This window comes from Nitritalea sp., from assembly GCF_054166705.1.
The window spans coordinates 556,726-569,682 of record NZ_JBSZCV010000008.1 but is presented as its reverse complement, the minus strand read 5'-3'; the positions used below and the strand labels follow the sequence as shown (position 1 = coordinate 569,682).

Annotated in this window: 14 protein-coding genes and 2 tRNA genes; 9 read left to right on the top strand and 7 right to left on the bottom strand. The window is 47.2% G+C overall.

Annotation, left to right across the window (positions count from 1 at the left end):
• Positions 1-3: 3 nt before the first annotated feature.
• From ACXIT9_RS06430 to ACXIT9_RS06415, 4 genes are all read right to left on the bottom strand, one after another.
• Positions 4-516 (bottom strand): RNA polymerase sigma factor, encoded by a 513-nt coding sequence (locus ACXIT9_RS06430; protein ID WP_009055756.1) that lies wholly within the window; start codon positions 514-516, stop codon positions 4-6.
• Between the two features lie 345 nt (positions 517-861).
• Positions 862-1,758: a MerR family transcriptional regulator gene (locus tag ACXIT9_RS06425; protein WP_458055399.1), complete on the bottom strand. Its 897-nt coding sequence runs from the start codon at positions 1,756-1,758 to the stop codon at positions 862-864.
• A 5-nt stretch (positions 1,759-1,763) separates the two neighbouring features.
• On the bottom strand, positions 1,764-2,207 hold the full coding sequence (locus ACXIT9_RS06420; RefSeq protein ID WP_458055398.1) for a sterol desaturase family protein: 444 nt from the start codon (positions 2,205-2,207) through the stop codon (positions 1,764-1,766).
• 32 nt (positions 2,208-2,239) lie between these two features.
• On the bottom strand, positions 2,240-2,908 hold the full coding sequence (locus tag ACXIT9_RS06415) for a carotenoid biosynthesis protein (protein WP_458055397.1): 669 nt from the start codon (positions 2,906-2,908) through the stop codon (positions 2,240-2,242).
• A 107-nt stretch (positions 2,909-3,015) separates the two neighbouring features.
• Here ACXIT9_RS06415 and ACXIT9_RS06410 point away from each other — a divergent pair, with 107 nt between their 5' ends.
• Positions 3,016-3,318, top strand: a complete 303-nt coding sequence (locus ACXIT9_RS06410) for a DUF4286 family protein (RefSeq protein ID WP_458055396.1) — start codon at positions 3,016-3,018, stop codon at positions 3,316-3,318.
• Positions 3,319-3,516: 198 nt separating this feature from the next.
• On the opposite strand, the gene ACXIT9_RS06405 is transcribed toward ACXIT9_RS06410, so the two are convergent.
• Positions 3,517-4,278 (bottom strand): hypothetical protein, encoded by a 762-nt coding sequence (locus ACXIT9_RS06405; RefSeq protein ID WP_458055395.1) that lies wholly within the window; start codon positions 4,276-4,278, stop codon positions 3,517-3,519.
• A gap of 39 nt (positions 4,279-4,317) precedes the next feature.
• Between ACXIT9_RS06405 and ACXIT9_RS06400 the strand changes: the two genes are divergently transcribed.
• Positions 4,318-4,647, top strand: coding sequence for a Rieske (2Fe-2S) protein (locus ACXIT9_RS06400; RefSeq protein WP_458055394.1), 330 nt, complete (start codon positions 4,318-4,320; stop codon positions 4,645-4,647).
• A 23-nt stretch (positions 4,648-4,670) separates the two neighbouring features.
• Here ACXIT9_RS06400 and ACXIT9_RS06395 read toward each other — a convergent pair whose 3' ends face one another.
• Positions 4,671-5,006 carry a tRNA-binding protein gene (locus ACXIT9_RS06395; RefSeq protein ID WP_458055393.1) on the bottom strand — a complete coding sequence of 112 codons (336 nt, stop codon included), beginning with the start codon at positions 5,004-5,006 and terminating at the stop codon, positions 4,671-4,673.
• A gap of 190 nt (positions 5,007-5,196) precedes the next feature.
• On the opposite strand from ACXIT9_RS06395, the gene ACXIT9_RS06390 reads away from it, so the two are divergent.
• Positions 5,197-5,475 carry a hypothetical protein gene (locus tag ACXIT9_RS06390; RefSeq protein ID WP_458055392.1) on the top strand — a complete coding sequence of 93 codons (279 nt, stop codon included), beginning with the start codon at positions 5,197-5,199 and terminating at the stop codon, positions 5,473-5,475.
• A 19-nt stretch (positions 5,476-5,494) separates the two neighbouring features.
• Here ACXIT9_RS06390 and ACXIT9_RS06385 read toward each other — a convergent pair whose 3' ends face one another.
• Positions 5,495-6,040, bottom strand: coding sequence for an RNA methyltransferase (locus ACXIT9_RS06385; protein WP_458055391.1), 546 nt, complete (start codon positions 6,038-6,040; stop codon positions 5,495-5,497).
• Positions 6,041-6,123: 83 nt separating this feature from the next.
• Here ACXIT9_RS06385 and mutS point away from each other — a divergent pair, with 83 nt between their 5' ends.
• The 6 genes from mutS (at position 6,124) to ACXIT9_RS06355 (ending at position 12,908) form a co-directional block, all read left to right on the top strand.
• Entirely contained in the window at positions 6,124-8,724 is a 2,601-nt protein-coding gene (gene mutS, locus ACXIT9_RS06380; protein WP_458055390.1) for a DNA mismatch repair protein MutS, read from the top strand.
• A 75-nt stretch (positions 8,725-8,799) separates the two neighbouring features.
• Positions 8,800-9,537: a helix-turn-helix transcriptional regulator gene (locus ACXIT9_RS06375; protein ID WP_458055389.1), complete on the top strand. Its 738-nt coding sequence runs from the start codon at positions 8,800-8,802 to the stop codon at positions 9,535-9,537.
• A gap of 131 nt (positions 9,538-9,668) precedes the next feature.
• Positions 9,669-9,741 (top strand) — tRNA-Gly (locus ACXIT9_RS06370).
• A 57-nt stretch (positions 9,742-9,798) separates the two neighbouring features.
• Positions 9,799-9,882 (top strand) — tRNA-Leu (locus ACXIT9_RS06365).
• A gap of 360 nt (positions 9,883-10,242) precedes the next feature.
• Positions 10,243-11,298, top strand: a complete 1,056-nt coding sequence (locus ACXIT9_RS06360; RefSeq protein ID WP_458055388.1) for a PorP/SprF family type IX secretion system membrane protein — start codon at positions 10,243-10,245, stop codon at positions 11,296-11,298.
• 80 nt (positions 11,299-11,378) lie between these two features.
• Positions 11,379-12,908, top strand: a complete 1,530-nt coding sequence (locus tag ACXIT9_RS06355; RefSeq protein WP_458055387.1) for a cryptochrome/photolyase family protein — start codon at positions 11,379-11,381, stop codon at positions 12,906-12,908.
• Positions 12,909-12,957: the final 49 nt, after the last annotated feature.

The window sequence follows — 12,957 nt, the reverse complement described above, 5'->3', positions numbered from 1 at the left end:
CGTTTATGATTTATGTTTGTACACTGACAATTCTTCTTTTAAGAGCTTACGAGCAATATGGATTCTATTTTTGACAGTTCCAATAGGTATCTCTAATTTATCTGCGATCTCATGGTATTTAAAGCCACGGTAATGCATCATGAAGGGAACCTTGTAAACGTCGTCAAGGTTTTCGATCGCCGTATAAATATCCTCCATGGCGAAATCTCCATAGGCACCATTTTCTACAAGTGTATCGCCAGAATTTAAGTAGTGTAAATTATCCGTCGTATCCACGAATGTACCTCTACGTACCATGCGCTGGTAATTCGTGATAAACGTATTTTTCATGATAGTGTATAACCAAGCCTTAAGGTTGGTTCCCTCAGTGAATTTATCCTTATTCGTAAATGCTTTCACCATGGTATCCTGAAGCAAGTCGTTTGCATCATCTACATCACGGGTTAGCTTTAAAGCAAATGGTTTCAAAGCGCCACTTAGCTTGTGTAAAGAGTAACTAAATTCTAGAGTTGTCATGGCTTTGTTGTTTTGTTTAATCAAATGTAGCAAGAATTAAACAGAATCAAAAACTTTTGTCGAATATTTTTTTCTGAACCTTAAACAAAAATTCAGGACGCAATCAGTAAATGAGCCAAAAATGACTAAAATCGACAAATTAAGGGTATATACATATGTTTTTCGTTAAACAAGGCCCTAAAAAATTTGATAATCTTTGTTGATCCTTTGTCACACAAACTGAAAAAATAACTGAACAGATGCTGAAATCAGATGCTTTATCGGAACAGAAGGGCCTAAAAAAGGAAAAGACCTCCCGAACGAAAGGTCTTCATACTGTAGTAATAGTGCTTCGATACTCTATTTTTATTTCACGTGCATGACGTGTTCGAGTTCTTCTAAGTACTGTTTGATGTCACGAATATAATTCATGATGCGGATATTCCCAGGAAAGTCTAGATCCTGACCGATAATTTGATAACCACTTAAGATAATCTCCGCTTGAGGGAAGCGTTCGGAAAGTTGAAATATATAGCTCTGCACTTGATCCGCGGCAGGGTTTGTTGTCAGTACCGTCATTAAGTAGTCAGGCTTATGCAAGCGATACACCAGCGTGAGGTCCTCATCTGGAGTGCTTTGGCCGAGGTAGATCACTTTATGTCCTTTCGCTTTAATGAGGTAAGCGGCGAACAAGAGGGAAATTTCATGCAGCTCTCCTTCGGGAAGGTAGAGCAAAAACTTTTTACCTCCACCCTTATAAACCTGCCCATCGATAGCCACGATGAGTTTTTGGCGCACTAAATTGCTGATAAAGTGCTCTTGTGCCGGATTTATGGCGCCTGTCTGCCATAGCACCCCTATTTTACTCATAAATGGGTAGATGATATGCATCATCGTCTGCTCGAAACCCAGCTTGAGGATGTTACTGGATAAGACCTTATCGAAACGCTCCTCATCCATTTCGATCATACATATCGTTAGTGTATGAATCTGATCGTCGTGGGTTAGTGAACGTTCCGTAAGCTTGATAACCTCTTGCTTCATTTCGTCCTCCGTCATACTGGCTATCTTGGAGATTTTAAAGCCATTATCATTCAGTAAGGCCACATTTAAAATGAGCTTCAGATCAAAGTCATCGTAGTACCGAATATTCGTATCGGTACGCTTCGGACTTAAAAGCTTATACCGCTGCTCCCATACACGGAGCGTGTGTGCTTTTATGCCAGAAAGCTGTTCGAGATCTTTGATGGAATAGGTACTCACAGTGATTATTTCGTTTTAAAATATTTTTTAGGTACGAAGAACAGACCGAAGGATACAGCATCGTCCTTTTTATTCGTGATATGATGTGCCTGATGTGCTTTAAAGATTCCACGCAAGAACCAGTTTTTAGGTTTATCAAACCATTTTAGTCGGCGATGGATAAGCACATCGTGTAAGAAGAAGTAAAGCATACCGTACGTGGTAATACCTACCCCCATCCAGAAACGATGATCGAGTACCTCTACACCGAGGAAGATGAGCAACACCGCCACCCCTCCAAAGAGTAAGGAGAACACATCATTTAATTCAAAGAAGCCTTTCGAAGCTTGATGATGTGTCTTATGAATTCGCCACAGTGGACCATGCATGAGATACTTATGGATAGACCATCCTGCCAACTCCATGGCCAGAAATCCAATAAGGGTCCAACCGATTGCATACAGTATCATATCGTTTTAACTCGGTTTAGGTTGATTTGTTTCTAAAGCAGGAAATTTAGTATAAGGAAGAAAAACGCCAAGTTCAGCAGCAAGAAATCTGCTAAAGGGTTTTGTTTTTCAAACTTACTATAGGCATAGATGGCTTGGATTAGTACGGCTACACCGAACCATCCGATGTAATTCGATACGGGCACGGCCGTATTTTCCCAGCTCCAAAAGTCCAAGGCAATCGCTACCGGCTCGATTAGGAAGTCTAACAGTACCATTAGGGTAGAAGCCAAAATAACTTGCAGGTACTTTTGCGCTGCAAAGCGCCGCACCACATGCGCTGAAATGTACACGAGCAGCATCCAGTTTACACCGATAAGAATGGGTACCTCCCAGAGCTGCCACCCTAGTACGGGGCCATAACTATACGAACCGAAAGGAAAGCCTGTTTTCACCCCCATCACTTCTGAACCGAATCCGATGATAAAGGAAGCGCTTAAAAAGAAAACGAAACCTAGGCTCCAGTCACGGTGAAAATAGAGTAAGGCTAGCAGGCAAGCAAGCAGATGAAAAGGGGTCAGAAGCTGAAAGATAGGCTGCAGGGCTGGGACACTCATCCCCACCACACCGGCTAGGTGCATTAAAGCCAGCAGGTACATAGCGTAACGCACGGTAGGCGATGTCGCCGTAGGGCTCGCATCACGCTGCATTTGGGTAAGCATAAGCGTTTCGTAAAGGTTTACCGGATAAAACTACCCGTTTAACCGCAGATTACGTACTTTTGTTGCACAGGTAGAAAATCCAAAAATAAGAAAAAAATCTATTTCTCATGCTATTATATAATGTAACTGTAAATGTAGATAAGGCCCATGCGCTGCGCTGGGTGCAGTGGATGAAGGAAAAGCATATCGCCGATGTGATGGAGACAGGCTGTTTTGACTCCTATAAATTTTTTGAGCTGCTGCACGAATCTGAAGATGGTTCTATAAACTATGCTGTGCAGTATTTTACTTCCGACATGGAGCGCATGCAGGCCTATCATCAGAAATTCGCACCCCAGCTTCAGGCGGATGTGAAAAAAGAGTTTGGCGATAGCTGTGCTTCCTTCCGTACGCTGCTAAAGGAAATTTGATATACCCCTTCTGAGGAGGGTCGGCCATGATCCATATGTAGTGAGCTAGACGCTTCTCACATCTAAATAAAAAACCACAGGGAAAGGATAGCTATCGCTGACCATTATCCTCCTGTGGTTTTCCTGTTTTCTACTAGATGTACTTCTGCTCCTTCCTCCCGAAACACAGGAAAAGCATTTTTCACCTACCCTTCGTGCCTATTTTTCGTCTAAAGAGGCGACGCTATAGGCTTGACGATAGGGGGACCATAGCTCGTAAATCGGATTTCCCGTGGAGCTTTTACCACTATGATGCCAGTCATCGCCGACACGTTCGAAACTGAAACTTAGGCTAGCGCCCACCCGCGCATTGTCCCGGGAGAAGAACTGAATATTCTCCGTATAGGTCCCCGATTCAGCTTCGTAAGTTCCCCCTCCCGTACCCATAAATTGCTTGGTTTCACTGTTAAAGGCGACCCACTGAAAGTAACCATCCACCAGCATTTTTATCGTTCTTCTCGCCCCAGGAGTGTAACGGCTCAGCTGCCCCTCCGCATCTTTCCGGCCTGTAAAGACCCAAAAGCCTTTTAAAGCATCTTCTCTGGCGGGCAGCTTTTCCCATAGTTCCACCCGCTGCTGGCCTTTATCCATACGTGTCAGCTGGATTCTGTCTCCCTGTCGTTCGAAGCCGTAAGTGCGCGTGGTCCCCACCTGAGTAGAGTCCTGCGGATAAAAATCGAATGTTTCTTCATAGGCATTGCCCTTTAGGGCAAAGTTTCCACCACCTGCCCCCAAATAGGCATTATCTCCGGCCTGAGCATGCCCAAAGGTAAAGTAGCCCTCCTGAAATAGCTTAATCTTATGGTTGGCCACGGGCTCACCGTTCATGGAGACCAACTTATAGGCCCCCTCTAAAGTTTGGGCTGTCGTCTGGAAGGTCATCAGACCAACGCAAAGGAATAAAATCGCGTATAGTTTCATAGGATTAGATTTGGTTCATTTAAAATTAGCAGCTTTTTTATGGAAACAAAAAGATACCTCTTAGGGTCTACGGCAGAACAGGTCCAAAAGATGTTGCCCGAAGGGCAAATTAAACGAGTGGCATTAGGGACAAGACAGGTGGCGCTGGTGCAGTTTAAAGGTGCCTTTTATGCCTTCGACACAGCCTGCCCACATCGGCGCGCTGACCTGAGTACGGGCTTCATTAGTCCTGAAAGTAGCGTGGTCTGCCCGCTTCATGCCTATCGTTTCAGCTTGCAGGATGGCCGCTTGCTGCATGGGGGTGGCTGCGGAGACTTGCAGACTTATCCCTGCCGGCTTACAGCTGAAGGGCTGGAAATACGCTTATAGTCGCTAAGTGCCAGGATAAACGCTTAATGTAGCCGCGCACCATTAGACACCGGAGAGTCCACACTGGCGAGAACAATGCCCCCATTTTCATCGGAAAATCCGGTTACTAAAACTTCAGACATGAAAGGCCCCACCTGCCTAGGCGACAGATTGCATACACATAAGACCTGTTTGCCCACTAAATCATGTGCTTGATAACGTAAGGTCAGTTGGGCAGAGGACTTTTTAATACCTAGTTCGCCGAGATCCACCCAGAGCTTAAAGGCTGGCTTACGTGCCTCCGGGAAAGCCTCCGCGCGGAGGACAGTACCTATTCGAAGCTCAATCTTTTGAAAATCAGTAAAGTCTAACGTTTGCATTTTGTTTTTTTTGTAAGTAACTTTCAATTAAATTACGCAGAATTTAGTATCCAGTCAAGTCCACCACTGCATGAAAAAGTACGCTTTACCACCTAAAAATTTCACATTTTCGGGGATATTCCTTGCATTATTTTGCTTTTTTGGATTTTCCCCTGTTTTCGGGCAGCATGAGCGCGGCGATCGCGAAAGAATGGTGCAAGAACAGTTACCGAATGAAGATCCCAGCCAGCTGATGGAGGGTTCGGTAGCGCCGTCGGCTATAGACGATCAGGCCATACGTCAGCAGCAAAATCGTCCCCAGAATAGACCTACCGCCTCTGACGCATTTCGAAACCGCTCACAGCAGCCTGCTGGCAGAGAGGAGCAGCAGTTTAAAAATGGAGGCGAAAGAGATCGTGGCCGCGAAGGAGTATCGACGCTGTCGTTTAATCTCTTTCTTTATGTCATCGATAAGTTTAAGGAAGACTAATTCGCCGGGACCCGGAGGATTACTTGAGCTTTGCCTCAAATTTGAGTTTAGCGAAAATATCCCACACGGCGATACCAAGCGAGACGGATACATTTAAAGAATGTTTGGTGCCAAACTGTGGAATTTCCAGTACGTAATCTGCGGCATCCACGAGCACTTGGCTCACGCCGAAAACTTCATTCCCTACGATTAATACAAGCGGTTTTTCTGGTTGCGGCTGAAAATCCTGTAAGGGGAGCGCTTTTTCCGCTTGTTCCAATACCGCGATCACATAACCTGCTGCTCTCAAATTTTTTACGCACGCTTCGGCATCTTCGCTGTATTCCCAGTCTACCGTTTCTGTGGCCCCTAATGCCGTTTTATGGATATCCCGATGGGGTGGGCTGCCTGTGATGCCGCAAAGGTATATTTTTTCCAAACGGAATGCATCGGCCGTACGAAAGGCTGAGCCCACGTTATTCAAACTGCGAATGTCATTTAACAGGATACTGATGGGGGTTTTCGGTGCCTCACGGTAGGCCTCCGGGCTGAGGCGCTGCAGTTCGTCGAGCGTTAATTTCTTCATGGTGTTTTGTGGTACAAACGATTTAGCGTAATTTCAAGATTTGATTTTAGGGGTAAAAGTACGATAAGATTTAGGAATAGAAAATGGCGAAAGGCAAAGCAGATAAGGAAACACCTTTAATGAAACAGTACAATGCGATTAAAGCCAAACATCCTGGTGCGCTCTTGCTCTTTCGGGTGGGAGATTTTTATGAAACCTTCGGCGAAGATGCCATCACCGCCAGTAAGGTTCTCGACATCGTACTGACCAAGCGGGCGAATGGTGCTGCTTCCCATATTGAGCTGGCAGGTTTTCCGCACCATGCCCTGGACAATTATCTCCCTAAGCTGGTGCGTGCTGGAAATCGCGTGGCCATCTGCGATCAACTAGAGGACCCTAAAAGTGTGAAAGGTATCGTCAAAAGAGGGGTCACCGAGCTGGTGACTCCCGGACTTTCCTTTAACGACAATGTACTGGACAAGCGGAAAAATAATTATCTCGCCGCGGTACAGTTAGGCCCCACGGCGGGTGTTGCTTTTTTAGATCTAAGCACGGGAGAGTTTAACTGTGCGGAAGGCAGCTGGGACTATGTAGAGAAACTACTTCAAAGCTTCCAACCGGCAGAAATTCTTTTCTCGAAGACACACAAGCAATCCCTGCCCGGAAGCTTAAAAGAACATGCCGTAACCTTCGCGCTGGAAGACTGGGTATTTCAGCGGGACTATACCTACGAAAAGCTAATACGCCATTTTCAGACCAACAGCCTAAAGGGTTTTGGCATCGAGGGACTGGCGGAAGGAATCACGGCGGCAGGCGCGATTCTTCACTACCTCGAAGAGACTGAACATCGTGAGACGAGTCATATCAGCACCATTTCCCGCATCGCCGCAGAAAAATATGTGTGGCTGGACAAGTTCACGATCCGTAATTTAGAGCTGGTGGCTCCACAGCAGGAGGGCGGTATTCCGCTTATCGCGATTTTAGATCAGACCGTCACCCCTATGGGCTCTCGTATGTTGAAGCGCTGGATGGTGCTCCCTTTAAAAGACGTAAGTCAGATCGAACAGCGACTCGAGGTGGTGGCACACCTGATAGCCGAAGTTGAATTAGCCGAAGCCCTCGAGCAGCATCTAAAGCAGATCGGAGACATGGAGCGGCTCATTTCTAAAGTAGCTGTGGGACGTATAAACCCCCGCGAAATGAATCAGCTGCGCAAGTCCCTTGCCAACAGTCTTCCGATAAAAGAGCTTTTGGGCGGCAGCCCGCAGCCCGCGCTGAAAAAATTAGCAGACCAGCTGCATACCTGCCAGTACCTCCTGGATAAAATTACAGCTGAGCTAAAAGAGGACGCACCTATGCTTACCCACCAGGGAGGCGTCATTCAAGATGGCGTAGATGCTGAACTGGACGAGTACCGCCGCCTGGCACATCAGGGAAAAGACTATCTGCTGGATCTGCAGCAGCGCGAAATTCAGCAAACGGGTATTTCATCACTCAAGATCGCCTATAATAAGGTTTTTGGCTACTATCTGGAGGTGACCCATGCGCACAAAGATAAAGTCCCTGAGACTTGGATCCGCAAGCAGACGCTTGTAAATGCGGAGCGCTACATCACGCCCGAGCTGAAAACCTACGAAGAGAAAATCCTCCACGCCGAGGAGAGGCTAATCGCCCTGGAGCAAAAATACTTTCAACTTCTCGTGCAGGTGGCTGGAGATTACGTAGTCCAGGTACAGGAAAATGCACGCCTGATCGGGACCTTGGACAGCTTGCTCTCCTTTGCGCGCGTGGCGCAAAAAAACCAATACTGTAGACCGAAAATACACGAGGGAGATAGTCTAGAAATTAAAGATGGCCGCCATCCTGTTATCGAAAAACAGCTGCCCGTAGGTGAGGAGTATATTCCGAATGACATTTATCTAGACCATGATACGCAGCAGATCATCATCATTACCGGCCCAAATATGGCCGGTAAATCAGCCCTGCTACGCCAGACCGCCCTCATCGTACTGATGGCCCAGATGGGGAGCTTCGTGCCTGCCAGCTATGCACGTATCGGACTGATAGACAAGGTTTTCACCCGAGTAGGGGCTTCCGATAACCTGTCCCGAGGAGAGTCTACTTTTATGGTAGAAATGACCGAAACGGCCAGCATTCTGAATAACCTGTCGAATAACAGTCTCGTGCTGATGGATGAAATCGGACGTGGAACTTCTACCTACGATGGCATTTCCATCGCCTGGTCGATCGTGGAGCACCTTCATAATCACCCGCAGTATAAGGCCAAAACACTTTTTGCGACGCATTACCACGAGCTAAACGAGCTCGCGAAAGAGCTGCCGAAGATTAAAAACTTTAATGTATCCGTAAAAGAGGTCGAAGGAAAGATTTTATTTATGCGCAAGCTAAAGCCCGGTGGCAGCGAACATAGTTTTGGTATTCATGTGGCGCAGCTGGCGGGGATGCCGAATGCGGTAGTCTTGCGTGCGGCCGAAATCATGAATCAGCTGGAACGTGCGAAAGGACTTGAAGAGAATAAAGAGCGGCTGGCACAGGTGCCAAAAGCAAATTATCAACTTAACTTATTTGAACTGGATCCCAAATTTCAAGAGGTAGAACGTTTGCTCCGCCAAGTGGACGTGAATACGCTTTCGCCTTTAGAAGCACTTATTAAATTGCATGAAATAAAACAAAAGTTAGGATAAAACAAAAGTTTCAAAAAACCACACCAACTAACCCCTCTTTTTTCCCGTACATTAATGGAAAATTAGTTGAATGAGATGGAAGGAAAGCGGTCACTGTATCGAACACTAACTTGGCAAGAATTAAACAGCGAACTGAGTAAGTTAGAGCAAGAAATCGGCATACCACACGGTATTTTTTTATTTAGCTTCGATTATGTTTCCCAGCGTCTGGCTTATAGAAGTTGTCACTTAGACGCCTTCCTCGGTTTACCACCAGACAAGGGCCGTTCTTCGGATACGAAAGCCGCCGCCGTCGCGCATGTTTATAAAGAAGACCGTAGCAGGATTTTTCACTTTCAATCGATCGTACTGGAGGTATTGAATAGCTTACCGCTGTCAGTAAGAGAAACCGTCCTAGTAAGTTATCATCTCCGATGGGTGAAAGCCTGTAGCGGAGAAGTCGTCTGGCTTAGTACGATCGCCAGACCCTACAGCTTAGGGCTAAACGGAGCCTTACATTATGACCTGCATGTATCCAGCCTGCTCAGCAGTCCTCCTGCACACCGGGGACTTGAGTGGTCGATTCGCTACATCGACGTCCATGGGAAAGTCATCGAAGAAAAAAGAACTTTTGCTTTCTTAGAAGCAGGGTTAACGGTACGAGAGGTGGATGTCTTAAATGGCTTGTTAATGGGGAATACGGTGGATCAAATCGCCGAGAGCCTGTGTCTTTCCCAACATACCATCAATACCCATAAGCGGAATATCTTCAAAAAAACAGGCGTAACAAGTGTTTCTGGGCTACTTAAGGTCATTTATGAGACGAAAGTATAAAAAAATAATGCATTGATAATCAGCAAAAAAGTAGAGCAGTGAAATATTTTTTTAAGTAGGGTATTTGCGGTTTAAAAAAATGCTTCTACCTTTGTGTCATCAAAACGGAGAAAACGTCTCCAAAAAATTAAGCGAGAGTAGCTCAGTTGGTAGAGCACGACCTTGCCAAGGTCGGGGTCGCGAGTTCGAATCTCGTCTCTCGCTCGAAGCCCTTTGCTGAAAGGGCTTTCTTGTTTACCCTTTTCCTATGCGTTAGGAGAAGCCGGGATGGTGGAACTGGTAGACACGCAAGACTTAAAATCTTGTGGCCATTAGGCCGTGCGGGTTCGATTCCCGCTCCTGGTACAGTTGATTATCAGCACATAAAAGCTTCCTGCATAAGGAAGCTTTTTCTTTTTTTATAAAATTCTACACAGCACATCCCCTAATTTCCTAACATACTAGCGCAGAGCCCTCCGCTATAGCTCCTATATAAATGGCCTCCCGTTTCCACAAACTCACCTGCTAAGCTGGCTCGAAAGAACCTGACCAAAAAACATCTTTTGTAGTCCAACTTTTTTGTCTACTTTTGACTAGCTACTGATTGTGTGCCTTCCTTGTTCAAAAAATCATCCAACCTCCAAATGAACACCGCAAGCGGGTAGGGTACACCGCGGATTGAGGCAAAAATCAACAGCATATTTCTTTTCACCAAGCATGAAACGTATGCCTAAACTGTTACGACCACTACTATTTTTGTGGTTTTTCGTCTACTTTGCGCCCCAGGCGCAAAGCCAGGACGTGCAGTTTTCCCAATTTTATGCAGCCCCCCTTTACCTAAACCCTGCGATGACAGGGGCTACTGAACTTACACGCGTCGGAACCATCTTCCGTAACCAATGGCCGGGCCTCGACCATAGTTTTGTTTCCTATTCCGCTTTTATCGACCATTACATTTTCGATTATAATTCAGGCGTGGGTCTTATCGTGAACAGCAGCCGGGAAAGTCTCGCAAATTTAGCCACCGATGAAATTGGCTTGCTCTACAGCTACCGCTTACAGCTAGGAAGCTCCCGATTTCTGCGCCTAGGAGGACAGGTGAGCTACATTAACCGAAGCGCTTTCTTCGGAGATCTGGTATTTAACAGTATGATTAACTTAGGAGCGGCGAATAATGCACTTAGTGATGAGCTGGGTGGACTGCTTACTGACGCACAGCATCGCTTCTTTAACTACAGCTTCGGCGCCCTCTATACAGACACAAAACACTGGTTTGGGGTCTCTACTCATCACGTCACCCAGCCTTCCATCAGCTTTTTAGACGCTCCCACAGACGAAGACCTACGCATCGCACGGCTGCCGCTAAAACTTTCCCTACACGGTGGAATACGCTTTCCGCTAGGTGGAGATTACACCAATTACCTAACGGGCGAAACCTTCGAACGCAGCATCTCCTTCGCCTTTAATTACAAGCAACAGGACCCTTTTAACCAGCTGGACCTCGGCACACAAATCAATATAGACCCCCTAGTACTAGGGCTTTGGTACCGGGGGCTACCGACCCAAAATGCGCTGCCGAATAATGAGGCCATCATCGCGCTCATCGGTATCGGACTGCCATCAGGCATCGATGTGGGCTACAGCTTCGACTTCACCGTGTCCCGCCTAGGCTTAAGAAACAGTGGAGGAGCACATGAGGTCTCCATCCGCTACTCCTTCCTCTGGGGAGATCCCCGCTCCCGAAATCAGCGCAGCCGTATCGTCCCCTGCTTTTTCTATTAATTTTTGGGCTCTGCCCATGCCCGGAATAAAACATTCCCCTCGCCTTTTTCAGTTGTAAAGGGAAAAGAAAGAAGTTAGGCATGGCAAAACACCTCAAATTGATTCTTGGCGATCAATTGAACAGCAAGCATAGTTGGTTTAAAGCGCCAGACCCAGAGGTCTGCTTCGTGCTAATGGAAATGCGGCAGGAGACTGACTATGTGGTGCATCACATCCAAAAAGTCCTTTCCATCTTCATCGCGATGCGGGAATTCGCCAAGCAGCTGGAGGAAAAAGGACATCAGGTCCACTACCTGCGCTTAGACGACCCGGAAAACACCCAAAGCCTGCCTGATAATTTAGATAGGCTGATCCAGAAGCATTCGGCCAGTCATTTCAGCTACCTGCTGCCGGATGAATACCGCCTAGATGCCCAGCTAAAGGACTTTTGCGCGGAGAGCGATCTGAAAACCGACGCCGTCGATACCGAGCATTTTCTCAGCGAACGCGAACACCTCGAGCGCTTCTTCAAGGGAAAAAAAACCTACCTCATGGAGTCCTTCTACCGCGATATGCGAAAAAAATACGACATCCTGATGGAGGATGGGGAGCCCCTGACGGGCAAATGGAACTATGACCAACACAACCGCAACAAGCTCAAGGACACTTCCCTGCTTCTGCCTCCACTAAACCAAAGCCGGGATGTGGCGGAAATGCGGCAGTGGCTGGACGAGCAAGGGGTAAAAACCATCGGAACAGTGCCGGAGGACCGCTTAAACTGGCCTTGCACCCGAAAAGAGGCCATCGAGGTGCTACGCTACTTCTGCGAGAAACTTTTCCCGAACTTCGGAACCTACCAGGATGCCATGCACACGGAAGACCGCTTCCTCTTTCATAGTCGGCTCAGCTTCGCCCTAAACGTGAAGCTGATCAGCCCGCTGGAGGTGGTCAGCCAGGTGGAAAAATACTGGATGGGTCATCAGGAGCAGGTGGACATCGCCCAAGCAGAAGGCTTCATCCGCCAGATCTTAGGCTGGCGTGAATACATGCGCGGCGTGTACTGGGCGAAAATGCCGGACTATGAAAGCCTGAACTTTTTTGGACATGACCGCGCGCTGCCCAAATGGTTCTGGACCGGAGATACCAAGATGCTCTGCCTGCACCATGCGATTACGCAGTCGCTCGAGGAGGCCTATGCGCACCACATCCAGCGGCTAATGGTGACAGGAAACTTTCTTTTGCTGGCAGGAGTAGACCCCGAAGAGGTGGATCGCTGGTACCTGGGCATCTATGTGGATGCCTTCCAGTGGGTGGAGCTCACAAACACACGCGGCATGAGCCAGTTCGCAGATGGCGGTATCGTCGGTACCAAGCCCTATGTGTCTTCTGCAAATTATATCGACAAAATGTCTAATTACTGCGGCAGCTGTCACTACCTGAAAAGTAAAAAAACAGGGGATAAAGCCTGCCCGTTTAACAGCCTCTACTGGGACTTCTACGCCCGAAATGAGGACAAGCTGGCGAAAAATCCACGCATCGGGATGGCTTACCGCACCTGGGAGAAGATGAAAGATAAGGAGGCGATCCGCGAGCAGGCAGCTTTTTACTTGAAGCACCTGGACACACTTTAAAACCATTTTTTACCCTCGGCCTTCCGGCCAAAACGCTGTGCTGGAGAAA